This is a genomic window from Mesotoga prima MesG1.Ag.4.2 (assembly GCF_000147715.2).
In the GTDB taxonomy this organism is placed as follows: domain Bacteria; phylum Thermotogota; class Thermotogae; order Petrotogales; family Kosmotogaceae; genus Mesotoga; species Mesotoga prima.
Genome location: NC_017934.1, coordinates 1,523,002 through 1,545,314 on the forward strand (window position 1 = coordinate 1,523,002; position 22,313 = coordinate 1,545,314).

Sequence of the window (22,313 nt, forward strand, 5' to 3'; positions counted from 1 at the left end):
AGGTGCGGCGATGAGATACGAGGGTGAGTACACAGTTTTCGATACTTCTAATGTGAAGGTGTATTCTTTGTTGGACAGACCTAGTGAGGTGTCGATATCGGATCTGATAGACATAAAGGAAATAGTAAATGAGTCTGATGGCTTTAGGTCACCAGAACTGGAAGAGCTTTCCGGGAAGGTGCTTGAGGCAAAAGAGAAGGGTTTACCCGTTATTGTTTTCTGCGGTGCGCACGTAATTAAGAACGGAATGGGACCGCTGCTTTCGTCGCTTATGCATGAAAAGATCATTACTGCCCTTGGGGTGAACGGGGCTTTTACGATACATGATTTTGAACTGGCTTACTGTGGAAGGACCTCGGAAAGTATTCCGAATGCTCTTTCTAGAGGGCTTTTCGGCTTCGCAGAAGAGACAAATAAGTATATTAACAACGCACTGATTCATGGAAATAAGCTCTTTCTTGGATATGGAGAGTCGATGGGCAGACTTCTATCCGGAGAAGCGTTTCCAGAAAAGATTGACTGCATGTACCCGGAGGTCTCAGTCCAGTACAATGCGTATCGGGATAGTATACCGCTTTGTGTTCACTCAGCAATGGGAACCGATATATACCATATGACACCATACTTCGACGGTGAGTCTCTTGGAGGATGCTCGGCAAGAGACTTTCTCATATTCGCGAATGAAATTTCAAAGCTTGAAAAGGGCGGGGTGTGTATAGTGATAGGCTCTGCAGTTATTGGTGCTGAAGTCGTTCTGAAGGCAATATCGATGGCGGCAAATGTTGGAAGACCTCCAAAGTTAATCACAACGGCCAGCTTTGATATAAGAGATGCAGATCTAGATGAGGCTTCGAAAAATAACAAGGAAGTTGCTTCTTATTACTTCAGAGATGTGAAATCGATAGTAACGAGAATCCCGAATGCTTTTGGTGGAAAAGGTTATTACATAAAGGGAAATCATAAAGAGACTCTGCCATCGTTCTACAGATTAATTATGAAGGGAATGCCATGAATCAAGCTTGGGAAAGGAAAGCTAGGGTGCTCGTAGTCGGGGACGTCTTCCTGGATAAGTATGTCTATTACGATCCCAATCTGTCGAGGCCGAGCCTTGAAACCGGTCTTATGACGATCACGGGAGTGAGAGAAGAGTACTCTCCCGGAGCGGCCGGTAATGTGGCTAAGAATCTTGCCACGCTTGATGGGAAAGTGATTCTCCTCGCCCCAGTGGGACTCGACGCTAGGGCTGTCGAACTGGAGAGGGAGCTCAATCGTTATGGGATTTGCACGCAGTTCCTTGTGAAGTCGGAAAGACAGGTTACCCCTCTGTACATGAAATTCATCAATGCTTTGACGGGGAAAGAGGATCTGCCAAGGCTTGATATTCCCCCGGCCGGCCTAGTCGAAGAAAACAGGCGGAAGATTGTCGAAATGTTAGAATTTCTCGTTCCTCAGGTTGATGCCATAATTGTCCAAGATCAGTCTGAAATTCCTGGAACAGGCTGTATAGACGAAGAGGTAAGAAAACAACTGATTGTGTTGCGAAAGCTATTCCCGGAGAAATTATTCGTCGCGGATTCGAGAAACTGGCTCGAGACCTTTTCAGGTTTTCTGTTGAAGCCCAACCTTGGTGAATTTTCTCAGATCCTTGAAAGAGCAGGCCTTGTAGATGACAATAACAGATGTCCTGATCAAATACTGGTTCAGAAACATCTCGCTGAGGTTTCAAAACTGGTGAGTTCACCCGTTGTAGTAACCGCCAGCGAGGATGGCTCGTTCTGCTTTAAGAACGGTATTCTGAATCGAATATTCAATCTCGAAGGAGAAGTGAGGGATGTCTGCGGAGCTGGAGATGCATTCATTGCGGCCTTGACTTTGGAGTTGTGCGTTAAGAAAGTCTCGTTATTGGACTCAGCCAAGACGGCCACAAAGGCCGCTTCGCTCTGTGTTTCTCAGAAAGGAACGGGGGTGTTGTTGAGAGAATCAATCTCAAAGCTTGAAGAACCTAATGCTTATAGAGTCGAAGATCCGTCTATCTTCAGGAATACCCGAAGGTTGCCTGGGAAGACAAGGTATGTTCTCTTTGATTTCGACGGTACCATTTCCCTTCTAAGGGAGGGATGGCAGCCGATTATGAGAGACCTCATGATTCATTTTATTACCGGAGATAGAGAGATTGAAGAAGAGACTCGTAAAAAGATAAAAGAAGAAGTGAATGACTTCATAGCCGAAACTACCGGACTCCAGACGATTCTCCAGATGGAAGGCCTTCAAAGACTGGTGATCGACTACGGCTTTGTTTCTGAGAAAGAGATTCTTAATCCTCATCAGTACAAGCAGGTCTATACTGGGCATCTGAAAGAGATAGTCAGAAAGCGGATCAATGAGGATTCAAGAGACAGGTACCTGGTTTGCGGTTCACTGGAATTTGTAAAATCACTTCATGAAAGGGGAATTACTCTTCTTGTTGCTTCAGGAACCGATCTGGAAGACGTTATAGAAGAGTCGAAATATCTGGGAGTTTATGACTTCATGGGCGGAGGTGTCTATGGAGCTTTGAGCAGCTTCGAGGAGTACTCGAAGAAGAAGGTAATACAGAGACTACTGACGGATAGGAAATTGCAACCCGACGAGCTGATTGTCATAGGAGATGGTCCGGTTGAAATTAGCGTGGGAAAAGAAGCCGGAGCCTTCACCATAGGGGTGGCTTCAGACGAAAGGAAAGGTTTCGGCTGGAACAAAGAGAAGTTCAATAGACTTAAGAGAGCCGGCGCCGACGTTCTTATTCCCGACTTTTCCCCGCTTTCTGCACTCATAGAGCTTATCTTTCCGTAACGGTCCATGACACAGAAACAGCATGAAAAGGGGATGATCCTCTGCACGCATTTTAGAAGGTTCCGATAGCTCCGACAGTCCTTTCTTCAGAACAACTAAAGGATCGTCGTGGATGGCTTTGCTATGGCTGAAGAGCAGTAGATGAGATAACTGTTCTTTGTTAGCGTATCTCAGATGATCAATTCAGGCTTCCGCAGAAAAGCTCGGAAGGAGTCTAGGTGTCGTAAATTTGCTTCAATACAGTCATTTTGATAACTATACAGGGAGAAATCAGCTTACCGAGAAGTCGATGACAGTTGTCTTAATCTATAAACGGGGGACGTATTCTCAGAACTAAATGGCAATTTGATCACGAATTGACCAGTTCAAATCTGCTTAAGAATCACTACACTGGATCTTGTTTCAGTTTGCTTCCCAATTTTCTCTTCTCCGGAAAGGTGAAAGAATTTTGGGATGAATCTAACTGGCTTTTAGAGAGTAAATAACGGGATCTTTACTCATGAGACAGGAATGATCTTTGCGAAGAAGTGTCAGAGGTCACTCAGCAAGTCTGCATGCCCCGGTAGAAAGTGGTACTCTGATGGGTCTTTCTTAGTTGTAAGCATTCTTCTGTTCTCTGCAAGAGAGTTGATATAATTTAGAAGAGGGGGAATCAGTCGGAAGCGTATAACTTCAAGGAGGTTCCGTGATGAAGACGAAGGGTGGCTATTCAACTATTGTAGCGATATTCGGTATTCTTATGGGAGTAATCGCGATTCTGAACTATTTGTTTCCGTTGAATCATATGCCTTTGCCCGACGGCCCCCATAATGTTGGATTTCGTTCCTATGAAGTATCTAATCCTCAACCGATGAGTGTTGCCGGAATCAACTACTCCGATCCTGGTAAGATCCGTCTCGAGGTCTGGTATCCCGCTGGAGATGTTTCCACGGCTCCGAGAAAGGGATGGATAGATAACGATCCTCTGGTCTTTCAGGGCTTCGAAATAGTGACCGGGTATCCCGAGGAACTCTTCGAACATATATATCGGGTAAAAACGAATTCCTTTATCGATGCGCCTCCCGTGGACGACTCGTCGACCTGGCCGATCATAATCTTGCTTCTTGGATGGTCTTCTATAAGCGAGTTGCATACCTCTCTTGCAGAATCACTGGCAAGCGCCGGCTATCTGGTGGTGGGTATAGAACATCCGGGAGCCTGCGCGGTGGTTTCATTTTCGAACGGGGATGTACACTACTTCCTCGGCAATGATCTTCTTGAGAGATTGCCTGAAGGCACAAGAGAGTCAAAGGTTAGAATGCTGTCTGAATACCTGGCTCGCGATGTAAACTATGCCATCGAATACCTTAATGGAATGAACGAAGACCCCTCTTCGGATTTCTTCGAAAGGCTTAATATGAATGAGATCGGACTGTATGGACACTCGGGAGGAGGTGCGGTTGCCATTCAGTATGCACTGGCTAATAAAGACGTTCCCATGGTTCTTGCCGATCCGACTCTCGAGGGATTTTCGGTTCAAGAACTGGACACTGCGTTTTCAAATAAAATCCTGCTTATGTCAACTGAAGAATGGGAGCACGGTATCAGCGAGGAGTACTCTTCAACGATTGCGAAAGAGAGAAACGAGTCCCTTTACAATCTTCGCATCTGCGGTATGAGACATGTAGATTTCGCGATGGTCAGAAATCTTTCGCCGCTGACATTCTTCTTCGGCGAAACGGGAAGGTTCATGAACGATGAAGATGCAATTGGATATCTTGACAGCGCGGTAAAGCTCTTCTTTGACAGTGTTTTCTTTGGCGGGGGAATAGAAGAGTTATTTGCTCTTTCCGAGTCCGTTCCGGAGTTTTCTATGTGAGAAGATCGCTCTCTTCTTCACTCTATGACCCCTTGTTGATCAGTAGTTCTGCCATATCGAAGTCGAAAGCAGTCGTAATCTTCGGATTAGGAGCGATCGAGTTTACAGTGATCACCTGTCCACCAGATCTGACGAAAAGCTGTGCGTCATCCGTAGACGAAAGTATGTTTTCTTCAACCGCCCTTTTATGGACCTCCAGCATTTCATCATATGGAAAAGTCTGTGGAGTCTCTGCCAGTCTTAAGCAGTTCCTGTCCGGTACATCCAAAACTTCGTCGTTCCCCACAAGATAAACTGTATCGTTTACTCCTTCCGTCACTACCACCCCTCTACCTGGAGCGACAAGCCGAAGGAGCTCTGGAATCTGACTACGAGAAAAGAAGGGCCTCACTGCGTCGTGAATCATTATTGCTTCTAAACCGACTTCTCTGCATGAGAGCAACCCTTTGTATACTGATTCCTGTCTGCTCTCTCCACCGGGGACAACCATTACCGAGTTCAGTCCCCTCTTCAGAAGTATTTCCTTCGCTTTGTTTATCCAGTCTCTGTGAACAACCAATACCGTGGAATAAACAAAATCAGATCCATGGAATATTTCCACGGATCTGACAAACATCTCTTTTCCACCGAGAGTCATAAACTGCTTTGGAAGGGACGATTTCATCCTTCGTCCGGTTCCACCTGCAACTATGATTGCTCCGGTCTTCATTTCAGTAAATGAACGACCAGCCCACTTCGCAGTTTTGGCTCGAACCAGGTTGATTTTGGAGGCATGATCTTTCCCTCATCGGCGACGGCAAGAAGCTCTTCCATCGAGGTGGGAAACATTGAAAAGGCAACTGCCCAGCCATTGGTTATTCTGTTTTCGAGAGCCTTTAGACCTCGAATGCCTCCAACGAAATCAATCCTCGAGTCCTTTCTCGGATTATCGATTCCGAGAACAGGGCTCAAAAGGTTCTTCTGAAGTATGTCGACGTCCAGACTCGAGACCGGATCATTTTCGTCAAACGTACCCTTTTTGGCGGTGAGCTTGTACCACCTTCCCATAAGGCACATGCCGAACTCATGTCTCATGGCAGGTTCATACGGGTCTTTCGGAGCATCCTCGACTTCAAAGACCCGCCCAACCTTTTCAAGGAACTCGTTTTCGCTCATTCCGTTCAAATCCTGAACTACCCTGTTGTAGGCCATAATCTTCAGATGAGTATGTGGAAAGGCAACTGCCATGAAGAAGTTGTATTCTTCATTTCCGGTATGTCCGGGATTGCTTTCCTTCAGAAGTTCTCTAACTCTGGAGGAAGAGGCCGCCCGGTGATGGCCGTCGGCGATGTACATGCAGTCGATCTCCTTAAATGCCTCTCGAATTTCTTCAACTCCATCCCGCTCTTTCACCGCATAAAGTCTGTGTTCAACATCGTTTTCATCGATAACACGCATGGAAAGAGGTAGTTTCCTGGAATAACTCTGTAGGAGAGTTTCGAGCTTCTCGTTTGATCTGAATGTCAGGAAGACCATTCCAGTATTCGCGTTTACCGTTTTTATGTGTTTTATCCTGTCTTCTTCCTTATCCTGTCTGGTGAGCTCGTGTTTCTTGATCAAGTCTTTCTGATACTCATCAACACTTGCTCCTCCAACTACTCCGATCTGGATATGGTCCTTCATCTTCTGCCAGTATATATAATACAGTGGCTCTTCTTCCTGTACCAGGACTCCACTTTGAAGCATCGTTTCAAAGTTCTCTCTTGCCTTCTCGTACACTAGATCGCTGTAATGGTCTGAGTCCACTGGCAGATCGATCTCAGCCCTGATAACATGCATGAAGCTCTCGGGATTTCTCCCGATCTCTCTGGCCTCTTCAAATGAGACAACATCATAAGGGGGGCAATTGACCTTCTGCTCGATTCCTTCAGCGGGTCTCACTGCCCTGAATGGCCTAAAATCAGACAACGTCTATCCCTCCTCAACAAAACGTTTATAGTAATTTCTCTGGAGACTGAATATCTCTTCTCCTTCATCGTCGTATCCCTCGTGCGTGTGGCCGAGGACGTGGAGAACACCGTGTATCAATATGTAGTAGAGCTCTTCTTCAAAGGAGTTGCCAAACTCGCCGGCCTGTTCAGAAATTCTCTCAAGCGAGATTACTATATCACCTACTATCTCCTCTTCCAACCCGTACTGGAAAGAGAGGACGTCCGTTGGTTCATCTCTGTGTCTGAATTCTTTATTTATGCTTCGAATTTCAGAGTCATCTGTGAAAAGGAGATTCAACATTCCTATCTTCCTTTCTCCAAGCTCTGCCTTGACGACCTTTTCTACAATATTAGATATTCTGCTCTCTTCTATCTTCTTCGATGTCTTGTTTTGAATTTGAATCTCCATTGATGGATACCACCTTTTCCGTAGTTTCTTTTGGATACTCGATCCTTGGTTGGTTCATGTTCATGAGGACCCTAGTAAAGGCTTCAATGATCTTCTCTAGATCGTCCAGATCAAGGCCGCTCTGGTCAAGCTGCCTCTCGTTGTAGATTCCATTGACAATCTCCTCGACGAGTTCCTGGGTCTTTGCAGGTGTGGGCTTTTTGATGCTCTTGAATGCAGCTTCCACCGAATCGGCCAGCATAATTATCCCCGACTCTTTAAACTGTGGCTTAGGCCCCGGATATCTGAAATCGTCGCTTCTCTCTTCTTGTCCAATGTTTTTAGCTTTGTGAAAGAAGAATTTCTTGACTCTCGTTCCGTGGTGCTCTTTGATAACGTCTTCAACAAGAAGCGGAAGCCTGTACTTTCTTGCCTGCTCGACCCCCTGTTTCACGTGTTCATTTATCACTAGGTTTGACATTGAGGGGGTGAGGTTATCGTGAGGATTCATTCCCTCCTGCTGATTCTCGGCGAAGTACTGGGGCCGTTTGGACTTTCCGATGTCATGAAAATATGATGCGACTCTGGCCAGAATTGCATTTGCTCCGATTCGCTCGGCCGCCGCTTCTGAAAGGTTTGCAAGAGAGATGCTGTGGTAATACGTTCCTGGCGCATAAATCGACAGGTTTTTCAGAAGTGGGTGAGAGAGATTGCCCAGTTCAAGGAGACCCGTATTCGAGTAGATTCTGCTTGCATACTCAAGATAGGGAATGATTCCGATAGCAATAACTGACGATAATATTGGGTTAGCAAAAGCTATCAAAAGATCCACCGCGTTTATGGACTCACCCTGAAGAGACATCCTGATCGCATTTATCGCCACGAATATCAAACTGACTTCGAATCCCGCTCTTGCTATTTCAATCCTTCTCTCTATAGCTCTTGTCGTGAGGGCAGTCGCCAATACGACCACTGACAACAATATGAAGGTTTCCAGAGAGTTGTCGAGATTTGCAGATGCAAGAAACGACATGAACAGCCCGCTGCCAATGCCTTCCTGATAGCCTATCAGTATGGTAACCATCGAAACACTCAAGAAGATAGGTGTCATTTCTGGCAGAAGCGTTTCATCTCCCAAAGAAGGAACGAAGGAATTAACGAAAACACCGAAGGACACTACAGAAAAGAACGTTATTCTATATGCGCTGTGAAGGTTGAAGTACCTGTTACTTCTCACGGACCTTTCCGCAAAGATGTACCAAAGAATTGCCGATCCAACGAAATACAGAAAAGGTTTTGAGGGAAGCGAAAGGAACGGCAGTCTGTTTAGTAAAGCAAGGAACACAGGGAAGACTATGAAATTAGTGAGATCCTTTATGTTCAGAAGTCTCTCGAGGGGAAACTGGACCTTTGAGAGATCACTTTTCTTCAGTTTTTTCTTCTCTCTCATATTCATCGTAGGCCTTTATAATGTCCTTCACCAGAGGATTTCTTACTACATCCTGGTCTGTTAAATAGGAGAAGCCGATTGTGGCGACCGATTTCAAGACTCTCTGCACTACGACAAGTCCCGATCCGGAATCCCTTGGAAGATCAATCTGAGTAATGTCTCCGGTGACAACTACCCTCGATCCAAAACCGATTCTTGTCAGGAACATTTTCATCTGTTGATAGGTCGTATTCTGAGCCTCATCTAGAATTATGAACGAATTGTTCAGAGTTCTTCCCCTCATATATGCAAGCGGAACGACCTCGATTATCGAGCTATCCCTGTAATAGGAAAGCTTCTCAGCCGGAATCATCTCCATGAGTGCATCGTAAAGGGGTCTCAAGTAGGGATCGACTTTGTCTAGAAGTGTGCCCGGAAGATATCCCAGTTTCTCTCCGGCTTCGACCGCGGGTCGAGTTAGGATTATTCTCTGGACTTTGCCAGACTTCAAAAAGTCAACGGCCATGGCAACGGCAAGATACGTCTTACCCGTCCCTGCAGGACCGATGGAAAAGACCAGCTCTCTTTCTTTCATTGTCTCCATGTAGTTCTTTTGCCCGATTGTTTTAGGCCTTATTCTATTGGAAAGTAATGTCGTTTCCTTTACTTCGTTGTAGACTCCCTTGAAACTATCATCATCTTCATCGTGCTGCAGGTGTTGATCTACAATGTACTCGAATTCCCTCCACTCGACTAGATGACCGTCTCTGCTCATTTGAACTAGTTCATCAACAATCTTTTCAGCTATGTCAATCCCATTACCGTCCTCACCCTTTATCCAGATTTCGTTACCAATTATAGAGATTCTTACGTCGAGTTTTTTCTGAATATACTTCGCTTTTCGATCGTACTCTCCGAAAAGCTCGGCTACTTCAACTCCCATGGGAAGACTGAGCTTTCGTACTGCCAAAAGAACACCTCCTACTCCAGAGATTATACATTAATATTCTAGGATAAGGAGGTTTTGAAGGATCGCCCTTTCACTCGTCGTCGACTTCAGTAGAATGATCTTTTATGTAGCTGTTGGCCTCTGCAAGAAGATCTCGTATTCTTCTGGTTGTCAGTCCGAATTCCTTTGAAAGCTCGTTCATGTTGTTTCCAAGGACCTCTGAGCGTTGCACCAAAAGTTCATGCGAAACACTCTTGTACACCTCTTGAAGGAAGTCTTTATATGTTGTGCCATTCAACATTCTTGCCACCATTGCTTCTTCGGCTAGAAGCTTGACGTTTTTCGACATCGAAGAGTTTACTGAAGCCTGAACAACATCGTTTACTGCCAGGTATTCTTCGATCATATTGATCAGCTCTCTCACATTTCCCGGATAGCTGTAGGAAAGGAATCTCTCCTTGAGATCTTGAGGAATGTTCTCAAACTTCACGAGATATCCCTTTTTTTCAAGAATTGCATCAAAGATCTGGGGAATATCGGTCTTCCTCTCCCTCAGGGGCGCTAGGTCGACCTTTACGGCCGATAGTCTGTATCTAAGGTCATTTCTTATAGCAGCATCGTCATACCTGTTGGTCGCGGTGATGAAGCGTACGTCAACTTTTATGGGCTTGGTGGCGCCGATCTTGAAGAACTCTCGGTTCTCGGTTATCGCCAAAATCTTTGCTTGGAGGTTTAGGGGCATATCTCCGATCTCGTCCAGAAATAGTGTTCCGTCATTAGCCTGCTCTATAAGACCGACCTTCTCGGCAGCCGCACCTGTGAAAGCCCCTTTTTTGTAACCGAACAGCTCACTCTCGAGTAGGTTCTCCGGGATGGCCGCGCAGTTTATTGAATAGAAGGGTCTAGAGCCCCTGGGGGAGAGTTTTGCGATAATCTCGGCAAGAAGATTCTTACCAGATCCGGTCTCTCCAAGAATCATTATTGAACCATCGTAGAACATCGAAAGAACGATCATTTTCTTCATCTGCAGTACCCTGTTGCTGTTCCCAATGATCTTATCTAGATTCTCGTCGATACTAGACGTAATTTCCTGCACTATTTGTCTTGGACTCTTATAACTGCTCAAAACACGATAATAACCCTTGAACTCCTGTCGCTCTTCCGAATAACCTCTAATAATGAAAGCTCTAATTGGATTGTTGTTGATGAGAATAATATTGGTAAATGCAAAAATCCAGTCATTAAGGACATCTTCGCTATACTTGCTCGCATCTATGAAAAGTATCGTCGGCATCTCCTTGCCCAGGCCGACAAGGTAGTCAAAATCAACGTCAAAAAGGCTTTCAAAATACATTTCGCATTGCATGGATTCAAGGTTTTCACCAACCATGATTTTTCTGTAGAGCAAAATTACACCCCCAAATGTGAAGAGTCGTCTCTGAGATTATACAATGCTAGTCAGTACGAACAGTAAGACCCGACTACTGTGAAAAAAGTGAAGGTAAAGAGGACCTTACAAGAAGGTATCCGCGTTTCAGCCTTCTTTGTTTTAAATTAGACTGATACTATATAATTAGAGCATAGAAGAGGAGGTTAAGATGGACTACAGAGACCGTTACAGAAAGTGGCTCGAGAGCCCGGCTATCGATGAGAGTACTCGCGGCGAACTGATATCGATTAAAGATGATGAAACGGAGATAAAGGATCGATTCTACAAGGAGCTCGAGTTTGGAACCGCAGGCTTGAGAGGCAAGTTGGGCGCTGGTGACAACCGGATGAACAAATACACTGTTTCGAGGGCGACACAGGGTCTGGCGAATTTCATTCTTTCAGGAGACCCCGCTTACAGAGAAAAGGGTGTGGTTATTGCCCGCGACTCGAGACATATGTCGAAAGAGTTTGCAGAGATCTCGGCAGCCGTTCTTGCGGGAAATGGAATAAAGGTGTATATCTTTGATGACATTAGGCCTACTCCGCTCCTCTCTTTTTCTGTACTCCAGCTTTCCACTGTAGCGGGGATAATGATTACCGCAAGCCACAACCCCAAGGAATACAATGGCTACAAGCTCTATTGGGATGATGGCGCCCAGGTCCTTCCCGAGATTGCTGATGAAGTCTATACTCAAATGCGTAAAACGGAGTTATTCGTGGGGTCAAAGACGATTCCACTTGAAATGGCGAGAAAGAAGGGTTTGCTTGTAGAAGTGGGCAAAGAGCTCGATGATCTATACATTTCAAAAGTCCTGTCCTTAACTTTGAGAGATTCCGAAGACGAGCTGGACAAGTCAATAAGGATAGTCTACACGCCCTTGAACGGCACTGGGAACATTCCTGTGCGTCGTGTGCTGGATGAGAGAGGTTTCGAGAACGTCTTCGTAGTTCGCGAACAGGAATGGCCCGATCCCGATTTTACAACGGTAGGATACCCAAACCCTGAAGATATAAAGGCCTTCGCGCTCGCCAAGAGACTCGGTCTTGAAAAGGACGCTCATATCCTACTTGCAACGGATCCCGATGCAGATAGATTGGCAGTAATGGTCAGAGATGACGACGATTATGTCGCTTTGAATGGTAATCAAACCGGAGCGCTGCTGGTCAACTATCTTCTTCTTTCGATGAGTGAGAAGGGCTTGCTTCCGGAAAATGGATTCATTGTGAAATCAATAGTAACGGGAGATATGGCGAAGGTAATTGCCGAAGGATTTGGTGTCAGGACCTATGAGGCACTCACCGGCTTCAAAAATATTTGCGGTAAGGCTCTCGATATTGAAGAACGAGGAGAGGGAAGATTCATCTTCGGTTATGAAGAGAGTATCGGATACGTAGCAGGGAACTTCGTAAGAGACAAGGATGCCGTATCTACTTCGATGCTTCTATGTGAAATGGCAGCGTATTACCTTAAGGCTGGAAAGTCACTTCTGGATGTCCTGGAGGAACTCTTTGCAAAATATGGAGTCTTCTCCGAAAAGCAGATTTCGATCGTTCTTGAAGGAGTTTCGGGACAGAAAAGAGTCGAAAGAATAATGAAGGAGTACCGGAAGAGCTACCCTTCCGAAATCGATGGTTCGAAGCTTACTCACTATCTCGACTTTTTAAGCGGTGTTGATACCGATATTATGAACGGGAAAGAATCGGAGACTGGAATTCCCTTTTCTAATGTGATCAAATTCTCTTTCGACGACGGTTCCTGGTATGCCGTTAGACCGTCGGGAACTGAGCCGAAGCTCAAAATATATATCTACTCAAGATCAAAGAATAAAGAGGAAGCTTTGTCAAAGGTAGACAGGATCGAAAGGATTGTTCTTGGCAGAATAGAGTCAGTAGAGTAGACCGGCTTGCCTGAAAACGCCGGATTGGAGGCAGCAAACTGAAAATTTCTAAAACCCTGATTATGATCTTCCTTGCCCTATGGGCTCTTTCTTACATACTCGGTGTGATTTTAACCGAGGGCTCTATAGCAGAACATGAAGGATATCTCTATCGTGCCGTTTCCCGTAGTCTTCTCTGGCCGATCATCATCGTAATCCATTTTCAGTTTGTTAGAAAGTATGAGAAGGCAGATTTCGACAACGTTTGGCTACTTTCGCTTTACGCTTCTTTCACTTTCTGGATCATCTTTTCTGCAGTTGGAATTAAGAGTATCGCCATGATCATGGCGATTCCGATCTCCTTTCTTTCGGCTCAGTTTCTGAGGCTATCCAAACCCAGTTATGGTCGAATACTGAAGCACATCAAATCGAGCTATCTTGGAAGTATTTCCTTTTCCTTTAGTCTCGTTATACTGATTTGTAGCCTCTCGTTATTCTTTTCCTCGGAAGCCGCTTCCGTGCTGCTTCTCTTTTTGCTTCTAGTTCCGGCAATTATACTTACCCATTTCAAGGCAGACCTCCTTTCGGGAGGTGTTTTCGCCTGGTTCTCATTTGCTGTGGGATTCGTCAATCTCGAGCTCTCAAGTTACATAACGGTCGCCGGTTTTTCCCTGGGAGCGATCTTCCTCCTCCTTGTGAGTTTTTCGATCTTTATCGTAAAGGAGGACCCATCTAGAAAAGTCTTCGCAACCGTTAATCCCACAGAACCGATAGATGAGGCTGAGCTCAGGATCGAATTAGATCAAGAAGAGACTAGATCGAAATCACGCCCCTGATTACAGTGACTGCCTTTCCCCGAATCAGGATTCTTCTGTCATCTAGCAGCTCAGTCTCGAGTTCTCCCTTTCTAGCCGAAAGCTGGCAGGCCTTCAGCTTCTTCTTGTTTAGCTTCTTAGCCCAAAAGAGACCAAGAACTGTGTGTGCCGATCCAGTAACCGGGTCTTCGTCTATACCAACCCACGGAGCAAAGTATCTGGAGTAAAAGTCATATCTCTCGTCACCCGAGCACGTAACGATAAGACCTTTTGATTGTTTACCAAAATCTGTTTTCAGAAGTCTTTTGGTGTCAAACGAAAGCGTCTCAAGCTCATCTTTTACCGGGATTTCGTAGAGCAGTTTTTCCGTACCTGGCGAATAATAGGCATTGCCTTCAATCCCAATTATCTCCCCGATCCTTCTGTCTAGATCGATTCTTACGGGATCCTCGGAAGGGAAATCCATCTCAATCATTTCATCGACAAGCTTCACTTTCAATCTCCCGCTGAGTGTTTCGTAAAAGATCTCGCCTTTAATACCCAGCTCCGTAAATTGAATCCACGCAGTTGCAAGAGTTGCGTGACCGCACATTTTGACTTCCGTCTTTGGCGTAAACCATTTCAAATTGAAAGTATTACTCGTTCCTTCAGGCCAAACAAATGCAGTCTCTGAAAGATTCATTTCCGATGAGATTTTCAGGCAGAGATTTTCATCTATTTGCCCTTCCAAAACACATACTCCGGCGGGATTACCTGAAAAAGGAACAGCAGTGAATGAATCAACCTGATAGATGTAGTGCATTAGACCACTCCTCTTTACCTATGTCGTAAACCGAATGTTCTTCAGAGCAAATTTTACACTTTTCGCCTTTACTCCTCAAATGCTTTTATATTCAGGAGTAAGTAGGAACTAAAAATGCTAAGAGATCAAGTTTTCTGTATTTTGCAACTTGGCCCACCGAAACTCACAACCGATCTTCTCCGACAGGGATGAATCGATAACGACCTTTCTTCTTCTCTCTCGTAGGCTAAGCATATGTCTCCATGCTCTTCCCAGAGTAGTCTCAAAGGAATATTGATTGATAACCTTCGAAAAGGAACAAGGGAGGCACTTCCGCCGCAATGAGCAACTGACAAGATCCGGTTGGCTTTGAGCATAAAAAGCTTTCCAAGGGTCAACAATTCAACTGAACGACAAGGGGTAACCAAGTGGAGCCCTGAAAGGCGATCTTCAGAAATTCGTCATAATCGGACCGTGCAGCTGCCAGTGTTTGATGATAAAATGTTGTTGAGACAAATTCTCAATAAGGGTGATGTAGATGGTCGTTCCTCTGTCAAGCATGTGCGAAGGAGAGAAGGGTAAGATAAGAAAACTGGAGCTACCGCCTGTTACAAGAGAGAGGCTGTGCGGTTTGGGTTTCGTCACTGGAGAAGAGATCCAGCTCGTGAAGGTAGCACCTTTCGGAGATCCTAAGGTTTTTAGAATCAAAGGAAGTGATATTACCCTTAGAGACGATATTTCTATGTGGATTCTTGTCGAAACTTCTTCTTTCCCTCTCTCTTACGTTTCAGAGGGCGATTATTGGGTAAGTCTTATTAACGGCGGCATGGGTTTCAGGCAGAGGCTCAGGATGATCGGTATAGAAGAAGGTATAAAGATTTCGGTGATCGGTAATCTGGGGAAGAGAATTGAAGTTAGTGCAAAGGGTATTCGTTCAGTTCTTTCCCGTGGACAGGCAATGAGAATTATTGTTAGGGAGAGATAGACTTAGTCGTGGAAAACCAGGCCGATGCTATTGAGTCAAAGAAAATTAAAATAGCGCTTCTCGGAAATCCTAACGTTGGTAAAACCAGTATATTCAATGCGTTAACAGGTTCAAGGCAGATAGTTGCAAACTGGCCGGGTGTTACAGTCGAGAAGAGAACCGGAGTAATGAAGCTCGCCAACCATACAGTTGACGTGGTCGATTTGCCCGGAACATATACTCTTGGGGCTACCAGCCTTGATGAAAGAATAGCGCGAGACTTCCTGATAAATGAAAGGCCTGATGTAGCCCTTGTAATTGGAGATGCCGTTAACCTTGAGAGAAGTCTCTACCTTTTGCTTCAGGTGTTGGAGCTTCGCGGTGATGTAGTACTGGCTGTCAACGCTATCGATGAAGCGAGAAAAGCGGGATTTGAAATAGACAAGCATGAGCTTTCGAAGCAACTCGGTATTCCTGTTGTACTAACTTCTGCCGTTACAGGTGAAGGCATCGAGGAATTGAAAAATACGCTGATTAAGAGCGCAAGGAGCAGCAGTCATGTCCATTATCTCTTCACAGATGAAATAGAGGCCAGTCTTAGAAACCTGTCCGATAGAATAAAGGGAAATGCCTCTCTTTCCGCTTTTGACCAGCGTTGGCTTTCCATAAAGCTTTTAGAGAGAGATAAAGAAGTCGAGAAATTAACAGGCATAAGCCTGGACTATGATTATTCGATAGAGATCGCCGAAACGCGTTATAAATACATCAAGAGAATTCTCTCTTCTTCCGTCAAGGGAAAGGAGAAAATCGGCTGGAACCTTTCGGAAGCAATCGACCACGTCATGACCCATAAGTTTCTTGGGATTTTGATCTTCCTCGCAATCATGTATATTGTTTTCCAGCTGACCTTCACTATTTCGGGCCCCCTTTCTATAATGATCGAAAATCTACTTGATGGTGTTGGAAGTGTCGTGGGCGGCTGGATCGCTATAGACTGGCTCAGGTCACTTGTCGTTGACGGCGTAATTGGAGGAGTCGGGGCAATCTTAGTGTTCGTGCCGAACATATTCATACTGTTTCTTGCCCTTGGAGTTCTCGAAGAAACCGGCTATCTACCAAGAGCGGCATTCGTAATAGATAAGCTTATGTATGCAATGAAACTCAGTGGTCGCTCTTTTATATCGCTCCTGCTTGGCTTCGGTTGTAATGTTTCATCGATTATGTCGACAAGGTCCATTTCAGAACCCAAGGAACGTCTCGTAACTATTCTGGTCTCTCCGTTTATATCTTGCAGCGCAAGGCTGCCGGTGTACGTACTGATTGCAGGCACGTTCTTCGGAGTCAATGCCGGCATAGTCGTCTTCTTCCTTTATCTGCTAAGCATAGTGATAACAGTGCTTTCGGCCCTTCTAATCAACAAACTGTTTTTCAAAGGTGAACCGTCGACGTTGATTATGGAACTTCCAAGATACAGAAAGCCCAGGTTGACCTCAATAATGCTTTATACATGGAACAAAGGGCGACACTTTCTCGAGAAGGCGGGCACGATAATACTTGCCGCTTCAATAGTGATCTGGATTTTGACATACTTTCCGACGGAAGGAACGGGAAGTTTTGCCGCCACGATAGGAAAAGCCCTTGAACCTCTCTTCGTTCCGCTGGGATACACGTGGGAGATGATAACCAGTCTAGTCTTTGGAATAGCTGCAAAGGAAGTTATAGTTTCTTCTCTTACGACTTTTTTTGGCAATCCCGGCGTGAGCGGCACTTCTTTAGATATTATGAGAACCATCATTAGTCCAGAGATCGCCTTAAGTTTCCTGGTGTTCGTTCTTCTTTATGTACCATGTATGCCGACACTTGCGGTGATTAAGAATGAAACGGGAAGTTACAAGTTCGTCTTCTTTTCGGCTTTTTACAGTCTTGCGGTCGCGTATGCGGTTGCACTGATCGTAAGAGTTGTTGGAGGGTTGTTATGAAGGAGAGGGTGATAACTTTCTGGCTTTTGTTCGGAGGAACTCTTTTGGCGACTCTTTCTGTAAACTCCTTTTTCGGCCTTCTTCTGACCAAACGTGAGCCTTTCCTGGCAATGATTGCTGGAATTAACTCAGCAATCTACTTCTTAGGGTTGGCAGAGAAAAGAAGCGACCTTAGAAAGAGGTATTCGCATCTTCTCGTTGGTAGTTTCTTCTCATATGTACTTTCTATCTACCAGGTCCTTGTTTTATTCAGCATTTGGCTTGGAGGACTACTCACTTCAACCTGCCTTTTGGCATTCGATGAGATGAATCTTCCTTTAATAATCTCCGGGTTTGCATTATCCTTTCTTTTTGACTTCGCAAAGAAGCAGTTTGAGACGAATAATCTCTAGAGAATTTTGGCTGTGAAAACCATCAAACACTATTCATCTTAATATGGTAATATGATTTGTGTTATGGAGGTGATTGCATGGCACTCGTTTACGTGGTCGATGACGAGCTAAATGTAAGGCGAATCGTCAAAAAGACCATGGAGAACGAAAACAACGAAGTCCATACTTTCGTGACAGCAGAGGAAGCCCTGGAAGAAATCGAGAAACGTAAGCCAGACCTCCTATTTACCGATATTAGTTTGCCTTCGATGAATGGAATTCAGTTTCTAAAAGAACTTAAAAATAGAGGTTATTCAATACCTGTAATAGTAATATCTTCGGATACTTCCCCGGAATCGATGAGGAGCGCTTTCAAAGCGGGAATTGTTGATTTCTTGACTAAACCATTTACGCCGCAGGAGATCAGGGATGCGGCAGAACTTGCGCTTAGAGAAGAAGACAGCATCTACAAACGAGCAAGGGAGATCAAGAGACTGATTGAGGAAGGGGAGACGGCGAAGGCGGAGTCCCTAATGGGAAACCTTTTCTCCGACTTTCCGGGTTCACCCTTTCCACATTTTCTTTACGCTCTTCTTGTGGCCAAAGACAATCCCAGAGTAGCCATAAAACATCTGAAGGCCTCGCTCTCACTCGATGAGGATTTTAAGGACGCTTCCGACGAGCTTAAGAAACTAGAGGAGTAAAAAATGCCTTTCATGAAAGGTGCGATAAAAAAAGATGAATACTATGTAGTGATTTTCGGTTGTGGGCGGCTTGGTTCTAGAATGGCAAACTGGCTATCTTCCTTGGGGTGCAGTGTCGTCATTGTCGACAGAAATGAATCTTCTTTCGATGCCCTGTCAAACGAATTCACCGGCTTCAATATTCTGGGCGATGCAACGGAGCTCGACGTGCTTAAGGAGGCCAAGCTTGACAAGGCAGATGTTGCCCTTGTGCTTACTACGGACGACAACACAAATCTCATGGTCTCGATGTCGGCAAAAGAGTATTTCGAAGTACCCCGAGTTGTCGCAAGAGCTTATGATCCTAACAACATCAAGATGTTCTCGGACTTTGGAATAGAAGTGATTTGTCCAACTCTCCTGGCTGTTGAGAGTATTAAGAGCGCATTGTATTTCATCGGCGGTGACGACAAATGAAGATTGTTCTAATTGGCGGTGAGAAGATTGCCTACCATCTCGCAAGAAGATTCTTGACCAAAGGCCACAACGTTATGCTAGTCAACAAGAACGAGAGGTTCTGTGACGAAATGGCAAAGAAGCTCCGTGCAATTATCGTAAGGGGTGATGGAAGCAAGAGGTACGTTCTCGAGCAGCTTGAGCTTGACCCTACCGACCTCTTTGTCGCTCTGACTCCTTACGATCAGGATAATCTCGTCGCCTGTTTAACGGCTTCGCGCGTCTATGGGATCGAGAGACCGGTTGCTATGGTGAATGATCCAGACAACAAAGCTGTTTTCGAAAAAATGGGGATAAAGAGTGTGGTTAGTCCGACTGAAATCCTTGGTGTCGCGCTTGAAGACAGCCTTTTCAGAGAACACATAACGAATCTCCTCCCTTCTTCAGAAAAAGTCTCTATTCTAAGAATAGAGATGACTGATAAGTCGCCTATACTGGGAGAGGCGATTAAGGACATTCCTCTCCCTGATGAAAGTGTTATTGGAGCAATAGTAAGAGAGGATGAAGTTGTTATCCCAAGAGGGAACACTGTGATTGAAACGGGAGATGTTCTTCTAGTTCTTAGCAGTCCAACGGTACAGTCTTCAGTTTTCGAAACTCTCCTGGGAGAGGTGTAAATGTTTCTAAATCTTTTGAAACAGCGATACAGGCTTGTCTTTGGGTACCTCGGGAATCTATTTGTCTTCTTTCCCATTGTGCTGCTAATTCCACTACTGTATTGCATATGGAATCCCGAAGACTTCCTACAGAGTCTCGCTTTTGTGGAGGCTGCTTCGATCAGTTTTGTGATTGGGATGACGTTGAAGCTGACTATGAAGGTCCGGCCAGGATCTCCGATAAGTGTTCAGGAAGGGGCCATAGTGGTCTTGTTCTCCTGGGTGATGGCGATAATCCTTTCGGCACTTCCCTTTATTTTTGCCGGATACTTCAATTTTACCCAGGCCATTTTCGAGTCTACAAGCGGCTGGACTACTACGGGTCTGACTCTCGCAGATGTCGAAACGATTCCTGGCACCTTTCTTCTATGGAGAAGCATGATGCAGTATCTTGGAGGAGCAGGCATCGCAATAATTATGATGTCCGCGATCTTAGGACCGGCGGGACTTGGACTCTATAAGGCCGAAGGCCGCATGGACAATCTTGTGCCGAATATCAAGAGTTCGACGCGGACAATAACGACAATATATGGTTCCTATGCTGTAGCTGGGATAATAATGTATAGAATCGCAGGGATGAATCTTTTCGATGCCATAAATCATTCTCTAACCGCCCTGGCGACCGGTGGGTTTTCCACAAAGGCCGGATCGATCGCAGAGTTCAACAGCGTTTCAGTCGAGATTGTAACCATTGTTCTGATGCTGCTAGGAGCTACGGGATTCGGGATTCACTATACTATCTGGAAGAGAAACTTCAGAGCGTTCTGGAAGAACGGTGAGCCAAAGCTGATGTTCGTCATACTGGCGATCTTCACGCCGTTATTGATGACAGGCACGCTGTCCATTTTCTACTCCTCGGGCGCAGAGCAGTTTCGCCACAGTGTTTTTCAGGCTGTTTCGGCATTAACTGGAACTGGTTTCTCTACAGTGGACTTAGTGCCATGGAATCATTTCGGGATATATTTGGTAATTTTGCTCATGATATTCGGGGGAGATCTCGATTCAACATCTGGAGGCCTGAAACAGTACAGGCTGTTTGCTCTCTTAAAGATTTTATGGTTGGAAATTAGAAGGTACTTCCTTCCGAAAGATGCGATCCTTAAAGAGGAAATCTGGAAGGGTGAAACGAAGAGGTATATAGACAACTCTCTGGTCAAGGAGATCCTGCTCGTTTTCTCCCTGTATTTCCTTACGTATGCCATTGGAACTGGCGTGTTGATGGCTTACGGCCACTCGATGGCTTTTTCAGCATTTGAATATGCATCTGCCCTTAGCACTGTTGGTCTCTCGGTTGGAATAACAGCTCCTAACGCCCCTGCCGGGCTGATCTGGGCCGAAACAATTGGCATGTTTCTGGGAAGGCTCGAATTTCTAGTCGTAATATATGCTATAACTAAACTGATGAGAGACGGGAGAATCTTATTAAGAAGACGGAGGAATGCATAATATAATGATTACCAGAATTAAGGGTACCCAGGATATAACCTTTGACAATATCGGATACTGGCACTATGTGGAGGAGGCAATTAGAAGTATCTCGCACAGATACTCCTTCACTGAAATACGGACTCCAATCTTTGAAGCTACGGAGCTTTTCAAGAGAAGCGTCGGTGAATCAACGGACGTTGTCCAGAAAGAGATGTATACATTTGAAGACAAGGGCGGCAGATCGATAACCTTGCGGCCGGAAGGCACCGCAAGTGTCGCAAGGGCCTTTATCGAGAATTCTTTAGTGAATCTTGGTGCTCCAATAAAACTCTTTTACAACGGTCCCATGTTCCGTTATGAAAAACCTCAGGCAGGCAGACTGCGCCAGTTCCATCAGTTTGGTGCGGAGATACTGGGATCCGAGAGTCCGTTGGCAGACTTTGAAATAATCGAGATGGCCAATAGTTTTCTTAAGGAGCTGAAGGTAAGTAAGACAAAGCTTTTCATCAATTCGATCGGTTGCCCCAAATGCAGGGAGGATTACAAAACTGCGCTCAGAGATTATTATCGGGACAAACTGCCAGGAATGTGCACTGATTGTAGACGAAGATTTGATACAAACGTATTGAGACTTCTCGATTGTAAGATAGATAAAGAGCTCGCTAAAAAAGCTCCTAGCATTCTTGATTACCTCGATGAAGACTGCAGGAACCATTTTGAGGAACTCCAGTGGTATCTAGAGAAGGCTGACATTGAATATGAAGTCGACCCTCTCCTTGTCCGCGGACTTGATTATTACAGCAGAACGGCCTTCGAAATCCGCTCTTCATCACTGGGAAGTCAGGACCAAATCGTTGGTGGAGGTCGTTACGACGGTCTAGTCGAATACATAGGAGGAAACAGCTGCCCGGCAGTTGGATTTGCGATAGGGCTAGAAAGAATAGTGATGCTCTTGAAATCCGAAAAGGTAAATGTGAACGTCCCCAAGATCCCTCAGGTTGCAATACTGGCATTTGGCAGAGAGGAAAACATCAGGGGATTCGACTACTCCAGAAGACTACGTAAGATGGGCATTTCAACTTACGTTGATGTTATGGAGAGAAACATGCGCAACAAAATGAAGCATGCGGCAAGAATCGGCGCAAAGATCTCTTTGATAGTTGGAAAAGAAGAGATTGAGAGAGACATTGTGACTGTCAAAATTATGAGCGATGGGTCACAGTTTCAGGTAGACAGCGACTATATGTCAGATTATGTGGTCGATAAATTAAGAGATATTTCGTAAACCGGCCATTTTATGTTGTCTAATAAAGAAAAATGATAATAATCGCCGTTATTCACCTATAATACCTTGAATTTTCTCCCTTGAGTGTGTTATTATCTACT

20 protein-coding genes are annotated in these 22,313 nt (G+C 45.1%); 13 read left to right on the forward strand and 7 right to left on the reverse strand.

Features of this window, described 5'->3' with window-relative positions:
* Positions 1–10 precede the first annotated feature (10 nt).
* The 3 genes from THEBA_RS07270 (at position 11) to THEBA_RS07280 (ending at position 4,690) form a co-directional block, all read left to right on the forward strand.
* On the forward strand, positions 11–1,012 hold the full coding sequence (locus THEBA_RS07270; RefSeq protein ID WP_236609112.1) for a hypothetical protein: 1,002 nt from the start codon (positions 11–13) through the stop codon (positions 1,010–1,012).
* Positions 1,009–2,832 carry a PfkB family carbohydrate kinase gene (locus tag THEBA_RS07275; RefSeq protein WP_014731067.1) on the forward strand — a complete coding sequence of 608 codons (1,824 nt, stop codon included), beginning with the start codon at positions 1,009–1,011 and terminating at the stop codon, positions 2,830–2,832. Before THEBA_RS07270 ends, THEBA_RS07275 begins: the two co-directional genes overlap by 4 nt.
* A 688-nt stretch (positions 2,833–3,520) precedes the next feature.
* Positions 3,521–4,690, forward strand: coding sequence for an alpha/beta hydrolase (locus THEBA_RS07280; RefSeq protein ID WP_014731068.1), 1,170 nt, complete (start codon positions 3,521–3,523; stop codon positions 4,688–4,690).
* A gap of 22 nt (positions 4,691–4,712) precedes the next feature.
* Here the strand turns inward: THEBA_RS07280 and THEBA_RS07285 are convergent, their stop codons facing one another.
* The 6 genes from THEBA_RS07285 to THEBA_RS07310 all read right to left on the reverse strand — a co-directional run bounded on the left by THEBA_RS07285 (position 4,713) and on the right by THEBA_RS07310 (position 10,834).
* Positions 4,713–5,399: an IspD/TarI family cytidylyltransferase gene (locus tag THEBA_RS07285; protein ID WP_014731069.1), complete on the reverse strand. Its 687-nt coding sequence runs from the start codon at positions 5,397–5,399 to the stop codon at positions 4,713–4,715.
* On the reverse strand, positions 5,396–6,637 hold the full coding sequence (locus THEBA_RS07290; protein WP_014731070.1) for a DUF1015 domain-containing protein: 1,242 nt from the start codon (positions 6,635–6,637) through the stop codon (positions 5,396–5,398). The genes THEBA_RS07285 and THEBA_RS07290 overlap by 4 nt, the downstream gene beginning before the upstream one ends.
* Before the next feature lie 3 nt (positions 6,638–6,640).
* The gene (gene ybeY, locus THEBA_RS07295) at positions 6,641–7,069 is read right to left on the reverse strand and encodes an rRNA maturation RNase YbeY (protein WP_006486963.1); all 429 of its coding nucleotides are present in this window, start codon (positions 7,067–7,069) and stop codon (positions 6,641–6,643) included.
* On the reverse strand, positions 7,011–8,504 hold the full coding sequence (locus tag THEBA_RS07300) for an HDIG domain-containing metalloprotein (protein ID WP_006486965.1): 1,494 nt from the start codon (positions 8,502–8,504) through the stop codon (positions 7,011–7,013). Before THEBA_RS07300 ends, ybeY begins: the two co-directional genes overlap by 59 nt.
* Positions 8,467–9,447, reverse strand: coding sequence for a PhoH family protein (locus THEBA_RS07305; RefSeq protein ID WP_006486967.1), 981 nt, complete (start codon positions 9,445–9,447; stop codon positions 8,467–8,469). Before THEBA_RS07305 ends, THEBA_RS07300 begins: the two co-directional genes overlap by 38 nt.
* A 70-nt stretch (positions 9,448–9,517) precedes the next feature.
* Entirely contained in the window at positions 9,518–10,834 is a 1,317-nt protein-coding gene (locus THEBA_RS07310) for a sigma 54-interacting transcriptional regulator (protein ID WP_014731071.1), read from the reverse strand.
* A 190-nt stretch (positions 10,835–11,024) separates the two neighbouring features.
* Between THEBA_RS07310 and THEBA_RS07315 the strand changes: the two genes are divergently transcribed.
* Both THEBA_RS07315 and THEBA_RS07320 read left to right on the forward strand, forming a co-directional pair.
* Complete coding sequence (locus tag THEBA_RS07315; protein WP_014731072.1) at positions 11,025–12,755, forward strand: phospho-sugar mutase; 1,731 nt, start codon at positions 11,025–11,027, stop codon at positions 12,753–12,755.
* A 62-nt stretch (positions 12,756–12,817) separates the two neighbouring features.
* Positions 12,818–13,570 (forward strand): hypothetical protein, encoded by a 753-nt coding sequence (locus THEBA_RS07320; RefSeq protein WP_014731073.1) that lies wholly within the window; start codon positions 12,818–12,820, stop codon positions 13,568–13,570.
* On the opposite strand, the gene THEBA_RS07325 is transcribed toward THEBA_RS07320, so the two are convergent.
* Complete coding sequence (locus THEBA_RS07325; RefSeq protein ID WP_014731074.1) at positions 13,548–14,351, reverse strand: PhzF family phenazine biosynthesis protein; 804 nt, start codon at positions 14,349–14,351, stop codon at positions 13,548–13,550. The two genes, THEBA_RS07320 and THEBA_RS07325, sit on opposite strands and share 23 nt — an antisense overlap.
* Positions 14,352–14,868: 517 nt before the next feature.
* Between THEBA_RS07325 and THEBA_RS07330 the strand changes: the two genes are divergently transcribed.
* From THEBA_RS07330 to hisS, 8 genes are all read left to right on the forward strand, one after another.
* On the forward strand, positions 14,869–15,315 hold the full coding sequence (locus tag THEBA_RS07330) for a FeoA family protein (protein WP_006486976.1): 447 nt from the start codon (positions 14,869–14,871) through the stop codon (positions 15,313–15,315).
* Between the two features lie 8 nt (positions 15,316–15,323).
* Positions 15,324–17,273, forward strand: coding sequence for a ferrous iron transport protein B (gene feoB, locus THEBA_RS07335; protein ID WP_014731075.1), 1,950 nt, complete (start codon positions 15,324–15,326; stop codon positions 17,271–17,273).
* The gene (locus tag THEBA_RS07340; protein WP_014731076.1) at positions 17,270–17,665 is read left to right on the forward strand and encodes a hypothetical protein; all 396 of its coding nucleotides are present in this window, start codon (positions 17,270–17,272) and stop codon (positions 17,663–17,665) included. The genes feoB and THEBA_RS07340 overlap by 4 nt, the downstream gene beginning before the upstream one ends.
* A gap of 77 nt (positions 17,666–17,742) precedes the next feature.
* A complete protein-coding gene (locus tag THEBA_RS07345; protein WP_006486983.1) occupies positions 17,743–18,348 on the forward strand; it encodes a response regulator in 606 nt (201 codons plus the stop codon).
* 3 nt (positions 18,349–18,351) lie between these two features.
* Entirely contained in the window at positions 18,352–18,804 is a 453-nt protein-coding gene (locus THEBA_RS07350; RefSeq protein ID WP_006486984.1) for a potassium channel family protein, read from the forward strand.
* Positions 18,801–19,460, forward strand: a complete 660-nt coding sequence (locus THEBA_RS07355; protein ID WP_006486985.1) for a potassium channel family protein — start codon at positions 18,801–18,803, stop codon at positions 19,458–19,460. The genes THEBA_RS07350 and THEBA_RS07355 overlap by 4 nt, the downstream gene beginning before the upstream one ends.
* Positions 19,461–20,945, forward strand: coding sequence for a TrkH family potassium uptake protein (locus tag THEBA_RS07360; protein WP_014731077.1), 1,485 nt, complete (start codon positions 19,461–19,463; stop codon positions 20,943–20,945).
* Positions 20,938–22,212, forward strand: a complete 1,275-nt coding sequence (gene hisS / locus THEBA_RS07365; RefSeq protein ID WP_014731078.1) for a histidine--tRNA ligase — start codon at positions 20,938–20,940, stop codon at positions 22,210–22,212. The genes THEBA_RS07360 and hisS overlap by 8 nt, the downstream gene beginning before the upstream one ends.
* Positions 22,213–22,313: the final 101 nt, after the last annotated feature.